Below are 17,073 nucleotides of genomic sequence, written 5' to 3'. Positions count from 1 at the left end.
ATTAAAATTTAAAATTATAAGAAACTCCAGGAACTACGCCAAAAATTGATAGTCTTCTGGTTTCATTTGCTCCTGTATCATCATTTGTTGTAAACGTGATTGACGCAGCATTTTTTCTATTGTACACGTTATAAAGACTGAAAACCCAGTAGCTTTGCCATCCTTTCTTTTTGTCCGGTTTTGGCGTATAAGTTGCCGCCAAATCTAAGTGGTGAAAAAGTGGTAAACGGTTTTCATTTCTAAGAGAGAAATTAGGAATATTGATTCCGCCAAACTCATAATATCCGTTTGCATATGTCACCGGCTGACCAGATTGCAACGTGAAATTTCCATTAAAAGACCATTTTGGGCTGTATTCATAACTTCCTACAATGCTCAAATTGTGCAATTTGTCGTATCCTGACAAATACCAATCTCCATTTGCAATACCTGGTTCTTCAGGAGTTCTTCCAGGTGTTTTTTGCTCTGCTCTTGATAAAGTATAGGAAACCCAACCTGTAAAACGTCCGGTATTCTTTCTCAACGATAATTCCATACCGTATGATCTCGCTTTACCATTCAGGATTACTTGTTCTATATTATTATTTGCCAGAATATCTGCTCCGTCTATATAATCAATACGGTTTTGGATTTTCTTATAAAACAATTCTCCTTCAAAAGAATAATCTTTGTCCTTGAAATTCTTAAAATATCCAACTGCGTACTGATCCAGAATCTGTGGTTTTGTAAAAGGTCCGCTTGGTGTCCAGATTGTCATTGGCAAAGGCGATTGTGTATTTGACAACATATGAATGTATTGTGCCATTCTATTGTAACTTGCTTTTACAGATGTATTGTCGTTAAAAGCGTATGATAATGCTGCACGCGGTTCCAGATTATCAAATTTGCTGATCGTTTCTCCGCTTTTATAAGAGATAGTTCCCGTTGGAGTTCCTTTTTCATAAATATGATATAACGGATTGTAAACTACTGCCTGACCATTTTCATACGTGCTTATTTCCTCGCCTCCTAAACGATAAAACATGCTGTAGCGAAGTCCGTATCTTAAATTAAGTTTTTCTGTAATCTGATGTTCGAAGTCTAAATAAACCGAAGATTCAAAAGCATATTTTCGATCTAATTGTTTGTAATTAAACTGTGAACTTGAATTTGTAGGTTCTACCGTTCCCGGATTGAAGTTATAATATTGACCGTCGATTCCGTAGTTTAGTTTTAACTTTTCTGATACAGTATGATTCCATGCATATTTAAGTCCCGAAGTCTGAATGTTATTATTCCATTTAAAGAATTCTGTAGGCAAGCCAAGATTAAATCTGTAATCGCTATAGAAAACGGATAAATTGGTGTTTAAGTTATCCGAAAATTTATGTTTCCAATTTAAGGTTCCCATAGTGTTTCCAAAAGTACTCGTAAAACGATTATCGATATCAAAAACATCATTCCCAAAATATCCCGAAAAAGCAATAGAGTTATTTGCGTTAAAACGGTAATTAAATTTGGCATTAAGATCATAAAACATAGCAGAATTACTGTTATCTGCCAGTTTCAAAAATAAATGTGCATACGAAGTACGTCCCGCAACTATAAATGAACCTTTTCCTTTCTGGATTGGTCCTTGTACCAAAAGTCGGCTTGATATTAAACCAATTCCTCCGTTTACTTTATACTCTTCAAAATCACCTGTTTGTTGTATTACATCAAGAATAGAAGAAACGCGTCCTCCATATTTAGACGGAATTCCACCTTTGTATAATTCTATTCCGCTTATCATATCTGCATTAAAAATGGAGAAAAATCCAAACATATGAGAATCGCCATATACGGGAGCGCCATCCAAAAGAATTAAATTCTGATCTGCCGCACCTCCACGAACATTAAATCCTGACGAAGCTTCTCCGGCATTTGTAACTCCGGGCAATGTCAATAATGATTTTAAAGGATCCGGCTCGCCCATAGCGGCCGGAATTCTTTTAATCTCTGCCATCGAAAGCTTGCTAACACTCATTTGAGTATTCTTTACATCAACAGCTTTACTAGAGGTTATGATCACTTGTTCCAGCTCCTGACTGTCAGAGTCCATTGTAAAATTTATCCTTGAATCATCAGATACGGTAATTTTCGTTTCTTTATTTTTTAAACCAATATAACTAATCGCAACCGTATAACTTCCTTTATCCAGATCTATAGCAAACATTCCGTTTCTGTCTGTTGTAACGCCTGTTTCCAGTTCTTTTATATAAACATTGGCACCAATAATAGGTTCATTATTATCGTCAAAAACCTGTCCGGTCAGCTTGTTTTTTTTTTTAGCTGTTTTCGTTGCTTTTTGCTTCACAAAAATGTTGTTGCCAACGATCGAAAACTGAACTGTTGCAGTTTTATTTAATTCATTAACAAGATCTTTTATTTCAATATTTTTATATGTTTTTTGGTGGGTAAAATAATGCTGACTTGTATTAACTTGATCTGTAAAAGCAAATTTAAAATCGGTTTGATTTTCAATTTGTTTAAAGAATTCTTTTAAAGATACCGTTTTATCTACCGTTACTGTAACGTTTTGGGAGAACGCACTCAAACCGAATAAAAAAAAGCATGCGGAAATTATATGCTTCATGAAATTTTGTATTTTTGAATATTATTAAATGGAATAGTTTCATACTATCCTTACTATGAGGAGGATGTGTAGTTTCGCGGCTAGTGCATCCTTTTCTTTTCTATTGAAAAGTAACTTCTTTTAATTCATCGTTTATTTCAAAGTTTAGGTTATACATTTCTGATATTAATTGTACAATTATTTTTAAATCTTCTTTTTTATTGATTCTTACCGTAATTCGCTGATTAGAATATTCTGCCGGAATTATCACTTTATAACCGTAATTCTCCTGAATATAAGTACTTACATCGGTTAATTTTTGGTTATCAAAATCTACAAACCTGCTAAACTCAGTTACTTCGGCCGTATTGTTTGCATAGGTAAATGTTTCGCCCGGAACGAGAATCCATTTTTTATCCTGATTTTTAACGCTCATCTCAACGCTTCCTTCAAAAAGTGAAACACTCACGCTGTTTTCTGAATTTCCTTTTACGGTAAATGAAGTTCCTAAAACTGTTGTTGTCGTTTCTTTGCAAAAAACCTGAAAAGGATGTTTCTTGTCTTTCTGAACCTGAAAATATCCTTCTCCTTCAATTTCTATTTTTCTGTTTGCCTGGAAATTATTGGCATACGTAAGTTTAGAATTAGGACTTAACTCAACTCTGGAACTATCCGGTAAGAAAACCGTTTTTATTTTCGACGTTGTGTTTTCAATTACATTAGTAGCAACTATTGTATTTTGCGTTACAGAATCTCTGTTAAAATAAATTCCGGTTCCAATCAATGCAAATACTAAAACTGCCGCCGCTGCCGCATAACGCCAAATCTTAAATTTTGGCTTCTTTGCCGAAAAAGCTTTAGATTGAAAATCTTCCCACGAAGCTTCTTTCTCACTATCAGAGTGCGAAACAGGAACTTCGTCCCAGATCTTTTTTAATTCGTCTTCTATTTTTTTATCACTCATATCTTTGGGGCGTTAAAGTTTCTGACAATAAAATCCTTGTTTATTAAAAACACCATAAACCATTTCTTTAATTTCTCTTGTGGTTTCGATTTTTAGAACATGATTAGAATCTTCTAAATCAAAATTCATGATACAATCAGAAATAACAAATTGAAGAAGCCTTACAATAAAACGTGCGTCTTCCTTGGTTGTAATATCTGTTTTGTAAGCTTCTATATTGGTTTTCATGATGTCGTTTTTATATATAACAAACGAGATCACAAAAGTTCCTAATGGTTTTCGATTTTTTTTCGAATAAATTTACTGGCGAGATAAATATGATTGGCAATTGTCTTTTCAGAAAGTTCTGTCATTGCTGCAATCTCCTTATAGCTAAGGTTTTCCAGTTTATGTAGTGTATATATTTTTTGCTGTTGCTCCGGAAGAAGATTTATGAAATTATATAATATTTCTTGTCTTTCTTCAAAAACTTCGGTTTCTGTGTCTTCTTCTTCGGCTTGACCGTGAAAAGTATCAAGCTGAATGATTTTGTTCTCTCGATTGACGTGATTGATGATAATGTTCTTGCAAATCGTGAACAATTGTTTGTCAAACAAAACGTCTTCGTTAAGTAATTCTCTTTTATTATAAAGTCTTAAAAAAGTTTCCTGAACAAAATCCTGCGGAGTAAGAACTGTGAAGTTAAATCGTCTGGCAATGTTGATCAGTTTATCATAGTAATTAAGGTAAGCTTCCTTGAAAGAAGCTTCATTACCTTTTTTTAAACTTAATATAAACTTTCTATTGTCCATAACTTAAATATGATAATTAGTCTAAACTCGTTGTCTCTTATAATATTGCATTATAAAAGCAACGTCTTAAGACTACCTTAATCATTTTCTTAATAAATCCTAAGGTGCAAAGAACAGAAATAAATTTTATTCTGGAATTATTTAACAGAAAATTATACTTTAATAAATCGTGTCCTAAAATCAAAAATCACTTCCGTGAAAGTAACAAAAACAAAAAACCTCTTCGGAATGAAGAGGTTTTGATATTACAAAAACAAACAACAAGAAGTATTTGTTGTTTTGAATTTTGATTGCTAAGATTTAATAAATGCTAATAAATCTGCGTTGATTGTATCTGCATGAGTTGTTGGCATTCCGTGCGGTAAACCAGGATAAGTAATGATTTTTCCGTGTTTTAAAAGCTTGATTGCGCTCAAAGCTGTCGTTGCATACGGAACAATCTGATCGTCTTCTCCGTGCAATATCAACACAGGAAAGTCAACGCTTTTAAGATCTTCGGTAAAATTAGTTTCCGAAAAAGCTTTTATACAATCATAATGCGCTTTAATTCCGCCATTCATTCCTTGACGCCACCAATTGTCCTGAATCCCTTTTTTGATATCGGCTCCTTCTCTATTATATCCGTAAAACGGAAATGTTATGTCGATATAAAATTGGTGTCTGTTATTAGCTGTATTAAAACGAATATCGTCAAAAACCGCCAATGGAACTCCGTTTGGATTATTGTCATCAACAATCATATAAGGCGTTACGGCACTTATAAGTACAACTTTCGAAACTTTGTTTTTTCCGTATTTTGCTGCATAATGTATCGCTTCTCCGCCTCCGGTTGAATGTCCAACGTGTATTACATCTTTTAAGCCCAAAAATGTTGTCAATTCATCAACATCAGCAGCATAAGTATCCATTTCATTTCCTGTCGCAGTTTGTGTCGATCTGCCGTGTCCGCGTCTGTCGTGAGCAATTACTCTATATCCCTGCTCTAAGAAAAAAAATATTTGTGCATCCCAATCGTCTGCAGACAATGGCCAACCGTGATGAAAAAAAATTGGCTGTCCTGTTCCCAAATCTTTGTAATAAATCTCTGTTCCGTCTTTTACTGTAAACTTGCTCATTTTAATTTCGTTTAATGGGTTTATTAATGATTTAAAATTGAATTTGTCTTACTTAACTTTGTTTTCTAAACTAAAGTGTTTTGTAGAATTTTATAATCCTTCGTACCAATCTAAAATATAATCTGCAACGGATTCCCAACCTTTTTCACCACAAATAAAGTGGCTTTTTCCTTGAAAGATCTTCAAATCGACACGACTATTTTTATCTGAATATTTATTTGCTAAAGTGGTTGTAAGCGCAGGCGAAAATATATTATCACTTCCGCCGCCAATAAATAAAATGGGCTGATGTGGTTTTTTAAAATCAATGTTAGAAAAAGAGTTTAATACCAATTCTCTGTTTACTTTAAAACTTTCCGGCACTGCAACGGCATCATAAGCTTTTGCTCTTTCGGATTCCGGCAATGTGTTGAAAAAGTTTTTATCGTACCAATCGCGGCTACCCAAAAAATACTTTTTGCTGGAAAAAAAACCAAATGCAGGAAGTGCTGCTTTTAAAGTCGATAACGGAGGAAATACATTCTTTGGCGGTGCGCCGTCGATACTTACTGCTGCGGAAACTTTCTCTAGTTCAAGCAATTTCATTACTGCCATTCCTGCCATAGAATGTCCTATAACTAATGGTTTTTCCGGCAAGGTTTTAATTAGCTCCAGAAGATTATTTATCACATCTATAAATCCTGTTCTGGTAAGTGCAGGATGAACCTGATTTCTTAAATCTGCCGGAACTCCTTCGTGTCCCGGATTAGCTGGTGTGTAAACCGTGTACCCTTTTTGTTCATAATGCGTTTTCCATTTTGCCCAAGTGAGGTCGTTTACAAAATTTCCGTGAATAAGAATTATGGATTTTGATTTTGTCATAAGATTTAATATTTAATGAGTAATAAAGTATGGACAATGACGATGTGTGTTTTTTAAGTTCAAATTATTACTCTGATATTTCTTAGAATAAATCAGTCTAATTATGCCCTTAATTTTGCAATCTCGAAAATTCAGGCAATCATTAAGCCAAATATACAAAATACTAATTATCAATACATTAAACATTAAAACATATTTTATTTCTCGCTACATTTCGCTAATTTTTATTCCCTTTTATGATATATAACAAAAAAATGCATTCTGCGAAAAGACATCAAAATCAACCGTCATATCCTTGCTTTTGATTACTTAACTGTTTAATCCGGAAAGTAATTAGAAAAATCCGTTTTTATCAGCGTTTTCGCTTTAGCGAATCAGTAAAATCAGCGTCTAATTTTGACGCGGATAAAACAGATTTACTTCGTAAAAACGCAGATAAAAACGGATTTAATTTTCTAAAAGCTTAACTTAATGGCATTTCCTTCAGGAACTACACTTTACTAATTAATGCAAGTGAAGCAATCGACTTTTTTACTAAATTTGGTTGAATTGTCTAACCAAAAACTAAAGTACATGAAGATTTTACCATCAAATTCTACGTTGCTTGTCATTGATGTACAGGAAAAATTATTACCAAAGATTTATGAAAATCAAGACGTAATGAAAAATGTAATCTGGGCAATTGATTTGGCTAAAACAATTGGTATTCCAATGGTTTTAACGGAACATTCTCCGGAAAAAATTGGAACTACACCAGAGATAATCAGAGAAAAATTTGAAGAAAATGATATTGTAACAAAGACTTATTTTTCGGCAGTTCGCGAAGGAAATCTTCTGGAACATATTCAAAAAGAAAGAAAACAAATTATTGTCGCAGGAACCGAAGCTCATATTTGCGTACAACAAACGGTTTTGGATTTTCTGGAATTAGGGTATAAAGTTTTTATATTGGATTCGGCTGTGGGAACCCGAAATCCAATTGATAAAGAAAGAGCATTACAAAGAATGCAGCAAAATGGCGCCGAAATAATTACCAAAGATATGCTTGCGTTTGAATGGCTGGAAAAAGCAGAAACGGAACTTTTTAAGATTGTGCTTAATACGTTTATTAAATAGAGTCTATTCAATAAATAAATTATTCAAAAAAATTCTTTGCCTTTTTAGTTAAAAAAAGTTCGTATTTATAATTGTTCCTGTTCTTTCTAAATACATATAAAAGCTTTGAATTGGCTTTCTTTACGATTTTATCTCCTTCTTCAATACAATCATTTTTATCAAAAATATAGCTTGTAAAAGCATATTCATTTCTAATGCTATCATAAAATATTATATATCCATTTTGTTTAATATCAATTTTTTTAATTTCGAAATTATAGTCAATTGCATATTCTTTTTTGGACTCATAAACATTCGAAATTAAAATCGCTGTAAGTAAACCTACAAAACCTATTATCAAATAAAATGCTCTTTTCATTTTAGCTATTAAAAATTAACATTTGCCAAATAGAAGCTAAAATCTATTTTTTTCTAAATATTGAATATTAACTTATTGTTAACTTTTTAACAAAATAGCTGTTATTTTATTCTAATTAGCTTTAAATCAAACAAAACTCTTGAAATGCAATTATTTTAACACATAGAAACATAGTATTTGATTGCTTAAAAAAGGCGTTTCACTTATTTTAAATACACATAGCTATATCTATGAGTTAGAAACAAGTTTCTTTTTATCTTCTTTTTTGATAAAGAAAATCTATGTTTCTATGTGTTTAATTTTTTGCTTCGCGACCAAAAACAAACCCTATTATTTATTTTTAGGATTATATAACATCGCTGTGCACAAACAGTTTTTTCTTTGTTTGCTCATCAAAATTGGGCAATTGACGCATGATTTGCAATTTTCCCAGAAAACCTCATCATTTGGCAATTCTGAATAAGTAACGGGTTCAAAACCAAGTTCGTGATTCATTTTCATAACTGCCAATCCTGTGGTTAAACTGAAGATGCTTGCTTCGGGATATTTTTGACGGCTTAATTCGAAAATTTTTCTTTTAATTCTTTTTGCAAGTCCTGTATGTCTGAATTGTGGCGCGACTATTAATCCGGAATTTGAAACATATTTGTCATTTTCCCAAGAAGAAATAAACGAGAATCCTGCCCAAGATCCGTCTGGCGCAAAAGCAATAACGGCTTCACCATTTTTTATTTTTGATTCGAGTGATTCGGGAGAACGACCGGAGATTCCTGTTCCCCGCGCTAAAGCAGAAGATAATGTTGTGTCGCAAATTTCTTTTACCCAAAAAACATGATTTACGTTTGCAATCTCAATCGTAAAATCGAGTAATTCTTCGGGAATTTGATTGTCCGGAAATAAAATTGTTTTATTCGGAATTGAATTAGGCAATGAAAAAACTTTGCCTGAAAAATCTATGGGGGGAAGTTCGAGTTTCATATTTGATATTTGGAAATATAAAACTGAATATTCAAACTACATACCACAATTATATCATACTGAAACTATAAGCGTTACTACTTGTTTATCTTGAACTTACGAAGTAAACAAGCTTTTATTCCTTGTTTATAAGACTATCAAAATGATACGATTTTATCATTATGGTATCGTTACTTTTCTATTTTTAATCTATCGAATATTTTTTTAAACATTAAATAAAATTTTTCAAATACCGATCGGTATTTATGTTTATATTTGTTCTGATCTTATTTATTTCTAAAATAAAAATTATGAATACTTCCGATTTTATACTGGATAAAGTGGCGCCTATTTTCAATAAACAAGGATATATTGGAACTAGTTTAACAGATATAACAAAAGCAACCGGTCTTACAAAAGGGGCTATTTATTGTAATTTTTCTAATAAAGAAGATTTAGCATTACAGTCATTTCAACTCAATATAAGCATCGCAATAATACCTTTATTCAAAATTGTTGCCAGTACAGAAGGATCTCTAAATAAATTATATGCTATAACAGAATACCAGCGAAACTATTATGATTTAGTCAAAGACAGAGGCGGATGTCCAATGTTGCGTGTTGGTGTTGATACCAAATTTAATAATCCGTTACTATTTGAAGCGGCGCAAAATTTATCTCAAAAATTTACTTTAGGATTAACTACTATTCTTAACGATGGTATTATTAATAATGAAATTCAACCTAATACAGATGCTGTCAAATATTCAAAAATAATTTTATCGCTTATCGAAGGAAGTTCGCTTCTTGCTTTTACTCATAATGACCAAAGCTATATAAACAACGCGATGGATTTTATAGATAATACATTAATTGAAAGCATTAGGAAGTAGAAAAAAAATTTAACTTTTCAGATACCGATCGGTATTTGATGTAATATATTTTAGAAAATGGAAAAAGTATTAAAAACAAAAAGAAAAGTCAGATTTCAGGATTGTGATCCTTTTAATCATTTAAACAACTCCAAGTATTTAGAATATTTCCTTAATACGCGCGAAGATCAAATTGCAGAACATTATGATCTTGATGTGTTTAAATACATGCATACAACCGGACTTAGTTGGGTTGTTGCCTCGAATCAAATCAGTTATATAAAACCGGCTTTTACAATGGAAACCGTATTAATTGAGTCGCAATTGATTCAATATACTGATAATCTTTTGCTGGTTGAAATGAAAATGTGGAATGAAAACGAAACTGAATTAAAGGCTATTTTATGGATAAAGTTTATTCCGTATAATGTTCAGACAAAAAAAGCGGCAAATCATTCTGATGATTTAATGAAACTCTTTCAATCTGTTGTTGTTCCAATAAATCAATCCATTTTTGAAAATAGATATTTAGAAACTATTCAAAATTTAAAAGCCAGAACTCATGCCTAAATTAGAAACAATAGAACAATTTATCGCAATGGTCGAATCTAACGAACATGACAATGCGATTGAAAAATTTTATACAATTGATGCTTCGATGCAGGAAAATCAATCTGAACCAAGAATTGGCAGAGATCTTCTTGTTGCAAACGAAAAAAATACTCTTCTGAAGGTTAAATCATTAGAATCTAAATGTGTTCGCCCCTATTTTGTTAATGGTGATTCTGTTGTTATTCAATGGTTTTTTAGATTTGAATGGAAAGATGGACGTGTTTCTGAAATTGAAGAAATCGCCTATCAAATCTGGGAAAATGAACTTATAAAGAAGGAAAAGTTTTTTTATGACCCAAAACAATTTTTAGGTTCATAATATCATTTTTTACTTTAAATAACCTGTTAGGTATAATTCAAAAAAAAAATCTAACACATAGAAACATAGATTTTCTTTATCAAAAAAGAAGGGGAAAAGAAACTTGTTTCTAACACATAGATAGCTATGTGTATTTTAAAAAAGTGAAACGTCTAATTTTCCACTCTAAAAGCTATGTTACTATGTGTTGAAAATAATTAGAATTAAAAAAGCCCATTCCTTTCGGTTTGGGCTTTTTATAGTCTTACAACTCTGATTGTTTTTTATTAATAACCCAGAACTGTTTTTAATTCGATATACTTTTGTAAGTCATTAAAATTATGTCCTTTACCTTTCATCGATTTTATGAAAGTTGGCGTTGTGCCAGTTGCTTTAGCACCAATAATATCGTCAATATCCAAATTATTGAAACCAAGATCTTTATATTGTTGCAGCAATTCCGGTGTAATATTTTGAGATCTCAAAGCAACCAAATCGTCTGGTTTTATGTTGTTATATCCTGCTTTTTGAAAATTACTAACATATTCAGGCGTTACATTTAAGGACTTCATTGCGATTAAATCGTCTATTTTAATGTCTTTATAACCTGCTTTTTGAAAACCGCTTACATATTCGGCAGTTACATTTAAAGATTTCATTGCGATTAAATCACTGTTTGAAATATTATTATATCCTAATTTTTTAAACGAATTAATAAAATCCTGATCGATATTCATAGATTTAAAAGCAATGATATCTTCATCTACATCTTTGTCTTTATCTGCTCCTGCAGAATTGCGAACATCTGAAATATATTTCCCGTCAATTCCCTGAGATTTTAATGCTATAATATTACTTGGACTAACATCTTTATAACCCGCTTTTCTGATTTCTTCGATAAAGGCTTTGTCTACATCTAATGATTTCAAAGGAATTAAATTGTCTAAATCAATATCCGGAATCGCTTGTTTGATCGATGTAATATAGGCTTCATTTACGTCTAAAGCCGCAAGTGGAATAACCTGATCTTTGTCAATATTATCGAAACCTTTTTTCTTTAGCATTTGAACATATGATTTTTTGATGTTTATCATAAAGAAAACCATAAGATCATTGTCGTCATTAAGTACAACTCCTTCTTTAGACATTGCTTGACTATAATCTTTATTAGGCGTAAATTTATAGGTTCCCATTCCTTTGTTTCCTTCAAATTTACCCACAAAAGTCATTGTTCCTGCTTCGCGTGTTAAGGTAAATGTACCTTCTTTATCTCTTGGTAAATTTGAAAATTCACTCAATTGAAAAGTGCTGTTAGAATTGTCATGTTCGTCACTTTTAAATTGAATATTGATTGTATTCTCTTTAATTGTAGCAAACCAATCTCCTTCGGTTCTTATACCTTTTTGAATGTTTGTATTCTCTTTTGGTTCTTCTACTTTAGAAGTAAGAGTTTGACTTTGCGCTGCCGGTTGATTAAAAAGGCACGCAAACAACACCAATATTGGCAATAGGAAAAAATATTTCCAAGTGGTGTGCACGTTTGATTTTTTCGAGTTCATCATGATGATTCGTTTTTTTAATAATGATTGATTATAGTTGGTTGTAAGACTCAAAGGGAATTGTGGCGCGGCTACTTTTAGTAAACTAAATTGGTAGCTTTCTTTTTCGACAGTATCTTGCTGTAGCATTTGATCATCTGTCAAGAATTCAAGATTAATTTCTAATGCTTTTCTCCATTGCCAGGCAAACGGATTAAACCATTGAAAGATCAAAACCATCTCTGCAAGCAAAAGATCGATGGTATGTTTTTGCTCAATATGAATTTTTTCGTGAAGCAAAATCTGATTGTAGGTTTCCCATTCATATTTCTCCGGATTGATAAAGATATTATTACCAAAAGAACACGGCGCTTTGTCACCAGTTATTTCGATAATACGGAATTTCCCATCTTGAATAACTGATTGAGAATAGGCTCTGTAAAGCAATAAAACAACTTGCATTAAAAAGTTAAGTGCAAAAACTATTACGCCAAACCAATACAAATAAACCAACCATTGAATAACTGATTCGATCTTAAAAGTTTCCTTAGTTTGTTCTACAACTGTTGATTCTACGGATTGTATTTGAGGTTTTGTCGTTTCAATTTTATTAACCGGAGTTTTGGCAACTACAACAGGTTTTTCTACTGCAGTTTTTCTCAATGATAATTGCTGAGGAATCGGAACAAGTGGCAAAATAAAAGCCATAATCATACAGGCCAATAATATATATCTGTTGAGATAAAAGAAAGTCTCTTTTTGCAAAAGCAGTTTATAAAACACTAAACACGCTGCAAGAATAAGGGCTGTGTATAAAATATATGGTATCATATTTTTCCTTTTTTAATAATGTCTACGATTTCATCTAAATCATTTTCTGTAAGCTTTTGTTCTTTTGCAAAAAAGGCAAGCATTCTTGGGTACGAATTATCAAAATATTGACTAACAATATCCTTCAATGCAAATTGTTGGTATTCTTCTCTACTAATCACCGGAAAAAAGCAGTGCATATTACCTGCAGTTTCACTATTCAGGAATCCTTTGTCTTTAAGAATCTTGACTATTGTTGCTACACTATTATAGTGTGGTTTTGGATCTGGCAATAATGGAATTATATCTCTTATAAAGGCTTTGTCTAAATCCCAAAACACTTGCATGATTTGTTCTTCTCTTTTGGCTAGTTTTATCATGGTTAAATCTTTTTACGAAGATACTACTAATTAATTAGTAGACAAACTAATTGATTAGTATTTTTACTAATAAGTTAGTAATTGGATTGATTTTTTATAAAAAAAGCGCTTCACAAAGCTACTAAAACTAAGTAAATCAATAACTTAAATATAATTATTAGAAAATAATAAATTTCTAATAATGAAGAGGTTCTTATTCTTTTTTTAGATTTCGAATGAAAAAAAATGTTCCCAAATAGGAAGAAATCACTTTTTTTAAAGGCATATTAACCTAAGGTTGTTTAATTTTTAATTAAAAGTTAACGAATTCTGCGAATCATAAATAACGCAAATAGTAGCGTCAGGCGGAATCATTTCGAACAAAATCATATTCTTAACAATTCTATAATTCAATAATAATTTTATCTAAACAGGCATAAACAGAAGTAATAGACAAACTAAAGATGAACAAATCTTAAAATTTTAAACATACTTTCAATATTTACTTATTCGAATATAAAATCTATTAAAATTTAACATTACAAACACAATACATTAATCAGTTCATGTTATTAAGGTAATGTTGCGATTCTATCTTCGCAACTTAAATAACACAAAAAAACTGTCAAAAATGAAACTAAAACTACTCTTAATCTTTGCAATTTGTTTAATTTGCAATAATGCCTTTTCACAAAAAGGTTTGCTTATCTCAGAAATTCTGACGAATCCTAATGGCGATGATTCTCCTTTAGAATATGTTGAACTTGTAGCCACAACTACAATTAATTTTGCAACTACACCTTATACAGTTGTTTTTACAGATAATGGTACTGCAACTTCAAACGGATGGAAAGCTGGAAGTTCTGTTACTTATGCTTTCTTAATCAACTCAGGTTCAGTTACGGCTGGACAAGTTGTTTATGTTGGAGGTTCTTCGATGTTGCCATTAAGCCAAGGTGGAATTGCTTTAAAAACTAAAAACACCGGAACAACTGCCGGAGATAGTTTTGGTTCTAAAAATACTGCCGGAGTTTTAGGAAACGGCGGCAGCAATGCCGATGCTGTTGCGGTATTTGATGTAACAGCTTCTTCAATTTCGTCTTCTACAGTTCCTGTTGATGCTTTGTTTTTTGGTGATGCTGTAGGAAGCGCTTTCAAAAGCTCTAGTTCTGGTTATCAATTGCCTGTAAATGAAAAATATAATGGAGGAAAACTACAAACTTCTTCTTATTTGGCGCCAGATCCTGGAAGCGATCAATTAGTAAAAGCAACTTCTGGTGTTTACAATACCTCAACTAATACTTTTACAACGGCTCGTACTTGGGCTTTAACAAGTACTACAAGTTATAATTCGACTTCAATAACTATTGCAGGAACGCCAGTTGAGAATGTTAATCCAACAATTACTTTGGCAACACCAACAGTTTCAGGAAATGCTCCTGCAACAGTAAGTTTATCTGCAACTGCTACAGATTCTGACGGAACGATTTCTAAAGTTGAATTCTTTAACGGATCTACTTTACTTGCGTCTGTAACTTCTTCTCCATATACATATTCTTGGACAAATGTTGCCGCAGGTTCTTATTCGATTACTGCAAAAGCAACTGATAATAGTGGCGCTTCAACAACTTCATCAGTTCAATCTGTAACGGTAAATAACGGAACTCCAACAAATGCTGCGCCTACAGTAACTTTGGCTACGCCAACAGTTTCCGGAAATGCTCCTGCAACTGTTAGTTTATCTGCAACTGCAACAGATTCTGACGGAACAATTTCTAAAGTTGAATTCTTTAACGGATCTACTTTGCTTGCTTCTGTAACTTCTTCTCCATATACATATTCCTGGACAAATGTTGCTGCGGGTTCTTATTCGATTACTGCAAAAGCAACTGATAATAGCAATAATACAACGGTTTCTTCTGTTAAAACGGTAACGGTAAATAGCGCTGTAAATGTGGCGCCAACTTTAGTTTTTAATACTACAGCTTCAAAATTTGTGAATTTATCAACTACTTCTGCAAAAGTGGGCTGTGTAATGAATAACAATACTGATCCTTTTATCGTTTCCGGTCTTGATATTACGGTGACGGATGATAATCTTGACGGATTAACATTCTCTATGACGAGTTCTAAAACAAGCGTGGTTCCAAATGCTAATTTTACGGTAACGGGAACTGGTAATGCACGTAAATTCAGAATTAACCCAACAGGAGTTGGATATTCGACTTTAACCTTAAAAGTTACTGACGCTCAAGGCGGAAATAAATCTATAACGGTAAACGTAGCCGTTTCTCAGGCATTGGCTACAGCTTCTCTTAAAGATATTTATCACGCTGGTGTTGCCGATGGTTCGACTGCAATTCCTATTGATGAGAATTATATGTTTGCTGCTGATGATGAAACAAATGTGATTAAATTATTCAGCAGAAACAATTCAGGACTTTCTGTTTATCAATTTGATGTGAATCAATATTTAGCTTTAAGCGGAACTGAAGTTGATATTGAAGCGTCTTTTAGAAGTACAACTAAACCAAATCGTATTTACTGGATTGGTTCTTTGAGTAATTCTAAATCTGGAGAAGCAAGAGCGGACAGAAACCGAATTTTTGCTACGGATATTGTGGGAACCGGAGCTAATGCAACGCTGGTTTTTGTTGGATATTACAGTAATCTTAGAAGTAAACTTATTACTTGGGGAAATAATAATGGTTACAATTTTACGGCAAAAGCTGCCACAGGAATTGAACCAAAACGTATAGACGGTTTTAATATTGAAGGTTTGGAAATGGGTCCTGACGGAACAACTTTATATATTGGTTTTAGAGCGCCGTATGTTGGAAGCGGAACTAACAAAGCGTTAATTTGTCCTTTGCAAAATTTTGAATCTTGGTTTGGAAACGGAAGTCCTTCTGCTAATCCTGTTTTTGGTTCTCCAATCGAATTAAATCTGAACAATCACGGAATTAGAAGTTTAGGCAAAAATGCTTCAAATAATTATATCATTGTAGCCGGAAGTTATGCTGCTACAGGAACGTTTGAATTATACTCTTGGAATGGTCAAAGTGCAACTGCTCCAGTTTTACTTAATGCTAATTTAGCAAGCCTTAAACCGGAAGGTATTGTTGATGTTCCGGCTGATATTTCGGGATCATTTACTTTAGATTTAGTATCAGATTTGGGTTCAGATATTCCGTATAATGATGGTTTAGAAAATAAGGACGTTGTGGAGCCAAATCACCGTAAGTTTTTAACGTCAACTATTAGCGTAAGCGCTCCGTTGACTGCTAAAAAAGCTCTTGTTCAAGAAGAATCTATTGCTCAAATTACAGCAAATGAAGTAATCGCGTATCCAAATCCTTTTACTTCTGTACTAAATATCGATTTTTATGATCTTGCGTCTGAAAGCATTTCGGTTTACAGCCAAAACGGTGCGCTTGTAAAAGAAATACATTCGGTTACAAAAGGTTTAAACACATTTGATTTTAATGATTTAAAAACCGGAATCTATTTTATTACTTATCCGGGAATGCAAAAAGCAATTACGGTTATTAAGCAATAATTGTTTTAAGCCGTTGGGTGTAATTATTTGCAACACATAGAAACATAGCTTATAGAGTCGAAAATTAGACGTTTCACTTTTTTTAAATACACATAGTCACGCTATGTGAAAGAAACGTGTTTCTTTTTGTCTCCTTTTTTAAGTATAAAATCTATGTTTCTATGTGTTAGATTATTTTTTGAATTACACCCAACGGATTTATTTTTAATATAATAAATTAGCCTAAATCGGAACAAAAGAAATTCTGTTCTGATTTAGGCTTTTTTCATT

Annotated in this window: 15 protein-coding genes; 5 read left to right on the top strand and 10 right to left on the bottom strand. The window is 32.5% G+C overall.

All coding sequences use genetic code 11. The annotated features are described in order from the left end of the window. Position 1 precedes the first annotated feature (1 nt). The 6 genes from WN975_RS04210 to WN975_RS04185 form a co-directional block, all read right to left on the bottom strand. Positions 2-2,614 (bottom strand): TonB-dependent receptor, encoded by a 2,613-nt coding sequence (locus tag WN975_RS04210; RefSeq protein WP_337965367.1) that lies wholly within the window; start codon positions 2,612-2,614, stop codon positions 2-4. Between the two features lie 100 nt (positions 2,615-2,714). Further along, positions 2,715-3,557 carry a FecR family protein gene (locus WN975_RS04205; protein WP_337965366.1) on the bottom strand — a complete coding sequence of 281 codons (843 nt, stop codon included), beginning with the start codon at positions 3,555-3,557 and terminating at the stop codon, positions 2,715-2,717. A gap of 12 nt (positions 3,558-3,569) precedes the next feature. After that, a complete protein-coding gene (locus WN975_RS04200) occupies positions 3,570-3,785 on the bottom strand; it encodes a hypothetical protein (protein ID WP_337965365.1) in 216 nt (71 codons plus the stop codon). A 41-nt stretch (positions 3,786-3,826) separates the two neighbouring features. Continuing rightward, positions 3,827-4,348: a sigma-70 family RNA polymerase sigma factor gene (locus tag WN975_RS04195; protein WP_337965364.1), complete on the bottom strand. Its 522-nt coding sequence runs from the start codon at positions 4,346-4,348 to the stop codon at positions 3,827-3,829. Positions 4,349-4,641: 293 nt separating this feature from the next. Beyond that, positions 4,642-5,463: an alpha/beta hydrolase gene (locus WN975_RS04190; RefSeq protein WP_337965363.1), complete on the bottom strand. Its 822-nt coding sequence runs from the start codon at positions 5,461-5,463 to the stop codon at positions 4,642-4,644. 90 nt (positions 5,464-5,553) lie between these two features. Next, positions 5,554-6,324, bottom strand: a complete 771-nt coding sequence (locus tag WN975_RS04185) for an alpha/beta hydrolase (RefSeq protein ID WP_337965362.1) — start codon at positions 6,322-6,324, stop codon at positions 5,554-5,556. 573 nt (positions 6,325-6,897) lie between these two features. Between WN975_RS04185 and WN975_RS04180 the strand changes: the two genes are divergently transcribed. Beyond that, positions 6,898-7,440: an isochorismatase family protein gene (locus tag WN975_RS04180; RefSeq protein ID WP_337965361.1), complete on the top strand. Its 543-nt coding sequence runs from the start codon at positions 6,898-6,900 to the stop codon at positions 7,438-7,440. A 19-nt stretch (positions 7,441-7,459) separates the two neighbouring features. Here the strand turns inward: WN975_RS04180 and WN975_RS04175 are convergent, their stop codons facing one another. Continuing rightward, entirely contained in the window at positions 7,460-7,798 is a 339-nt protein-coding gene (locus WN975_RS04175; protein WP_337965360.1) for a hypothetical protein, read from the bottom strand. 330 nt (positions 7,799-8,128) lie between these two features. After that, positions 8,129-8,776 (bottom strand): GNAT family N-acetyltransferase, encoded by a 648-nt coding sequence (locus WN975_RS04170; protein ID WP_337965359.1) that lies wholly within the window; start codon positions 8,774-8,776, stop codon positions 8,129-8,131. Between the two features lie 290 nt (positions 8,777-9,066). Between WN975_RS04170 and WN975_RS04165 the strand changes: the two genes are divergently transcribed. From WN975_RS04165 to WN975_RS04155, 3 genes are read left to right on the top strand one after another with little or no spacing between them, the layout of a single operon-like run. Further along, positions 9,067-9,648 carry a TetR family transcriptional regulator gene (locus tag WN975_RS04165; RefSeq protein WP_337965358.1) on the top strand — a complete coding sequence of 194 codons (582 nt, stop codon included), beginning with the start codon at positions 9,067-9,069 and terminating at the stop codon, positions 9,646-9,648. A gap of 57 nt (positions 9,649-9,705) precedes the next feature. Then, positions 9,706-10,197 carry an acyl-CoA thioesterase gene (locus tag WN975_RS04160; protein ID WP_337965357.1) on the top strand — a complete coding sequence of 164 codons (492 nt, stop codon included), beginning with the start codon at positions 9,706-9,708 and terminating at the stop codon, positions 10,195-10,197. Continuing rightward, positions 10,190-10,558 carry a nuclear transport factor 2 family protein gene (locus WN975_RS04155; protein ID WP_337965356.1) on the top strand — a complete coding sequence of 123 codons (369 nt, stop codon included), beginning with the start codon at positions 10,190-10,192 and terminating at the stop codon, positions 10,556-10,558. Before WN975_RS04160 ends, WN975_RS04155 begins: the two co-directional genes overlap by 8 nt. A gap of 266 nt (positions 10,559-10,824) precedes the next feature. Here WN975_RS04155 and WN975_RS04150 read toward each other — a convergent pair whose 3' ends face one another. Then, entirely contained in the window at positions 10,825-12,906 is a 2,082-nt protein-coding gene (locus tag WN975_RS04150; RefSeq protein WP_337965355.1) for a M56 family metallopeptidase, read from the bottom strand. Then, positions 12,903-13,265, bottom strand: coding sequence for a BlaI/MecI/CopY family transcriptional regulator (locus tag WN975_RS04145; protein ID WP_121331144.1), 363 nt, complete (start codon positions 13,263-13,265; stop codon positions 12,903-12,905). Before WN975_RS04145 ends, WN975_RS04150 begins: the two co-directional genes overlap by 4 nt. Before the next feature lie 610 nt (positions 13,266-13,875). Here WN975_RS04145 and WN975_RS04140 point away from each other — a divergent pair. Further along, positions 13,876-16,803, top strand: coding sequence for an Ig-like domain-containing protein (locus WN975_RS04140; RefSeq protein WP_337965354.1), 2,928 nt, complete (start codon positions 13,876-13,878; stop codon positions 16,801-16,803). The last annotated feature ends 270 nt before the right edge of the window (positions 16,804-17,073 follow it).

This window comes from uncultured Flavobacterium sp., from assembly GCF_951805225.1.
Lineage (GTDB): Bacteria > Bacteroidota > Bacteroidia > Flavobacteriales > Flavobacteriaceae > Flavobacterium.
This window is presented reverse-complemented; position numbering and strand designations above follow the sequence as displayed.

What these genes read in the sequence shown, in the direction of transcription:
- WN975_RS04155 (WP_337965356.1), top strand. Translation starts at nt 10,190, where the DNA reads ATGCCTAAATTAGAAACAATAGAACAATTTATCGCAATGGTCGAATCT.
- WN975_RS04185 (WP_337965362.1), bottom strand. Translation starts at nt 6,324, where the DNA reads ATGACAAAATCAAAATCCATAATTCTTATTCACGGAAATTTTGTAAAC.
- WN975_RS04205 (WP_337965366.1), bottom strand. Translation starts at nt 3,557, where the DNA reads ATGAGTGATAAAAAAATAGAAGACGAATTAAAAAAGATCTGGGACGAA.
- WN975_RS04175 (WP_337965360.1), bottom strand. Translation starts at nt 7,798, where the DNA reads ATGAAAAGAGCATTTTATTTGATAATAGGTTTTGTAGGTTTACTTACA.
- WN975_RS04200 (WP_337965365.1), bottom strand. Translation starts at nt 3,785, where the DNA reads ATGAAAACCAATATAGAAGCTTACAAAACAGATATTACAACCAAGGAA.
- WN975_RS04140 (WP_337965354.1), top strand. Translation starts at nt 13,876, where the DNA reads ATGAAACTAAAACTACTCTTAATCTTTGCAATTTGTTTAATTTGCAAT.
- WN975_RS04145 (WP_121331144.1), bottom strand. Translation starts at nt 13,265, where the DNA reads ATGATAAAACTAGCCAAAAGAGAAGAACAAATCATGCAAGTGTTTTGG.
- WN975_RS04180 (WP_337965361.1), top strand. Translation starts at nt 6,898, where the DNA reads ATGAAGATTTTACCATCAAATTCTACGTTGCTTGTCATTGATGTACAG.
- WN975_RS04190 (WP_337965363.1), bottom strand. Translation starts at nt 5,463, where the DNA reads ATGAGCAAGTTTACAGTAAAAGACGGAACAGAGATTTATTACAAAGAT.
- WN975_RS04170 (WP_337965359.1), bottom strand. Translation starts at nt 8,776, where the DNA reads ATGAAACTCGAACTTCCCCCCATAGATTTTTCAGGCAAAGTTTTTTCA.
- WN975_RS04165 (WP_337965358.1), top strand. Translation starts at nt 9,067, where the DNA reads ATGAATACTTCCGATTTTATACTGGATAAAGTGGCGCCTATTTTCAAT.
- WN975_RS04210 (WP_337965367.1), bottom strand. Translation starts at nt 2,614, where the DNA reads ATGAAGCATATAATTTCCGCATGCTTTTTTTTATTCGGTTTGAGTGCG.
- WN975_RS04160 (WP_337965357.1), top strand. Translation starts at nt 9,706, where the DNA reads ATGGAAAAAGTATTAAAAACAAAAAGAAAAGTCAGATTTCAGGATTGT.
- WN975_RS04195 (WP_337965364.1), bottom strand. Translation starts at nt 4,348, where the DNA reads ATGGACAATAGAAAGTTTATATTAAGTTTAAAAAAAGGTAATGAAGCT.
- WN975_RS04150 (WP_337965355.1), bottom strand. Translation starts at nt 12,906, where the DNA reads ATGATACCATATATTTTATACACAGCCCTTATTCTTGCAGCGTGTTTA.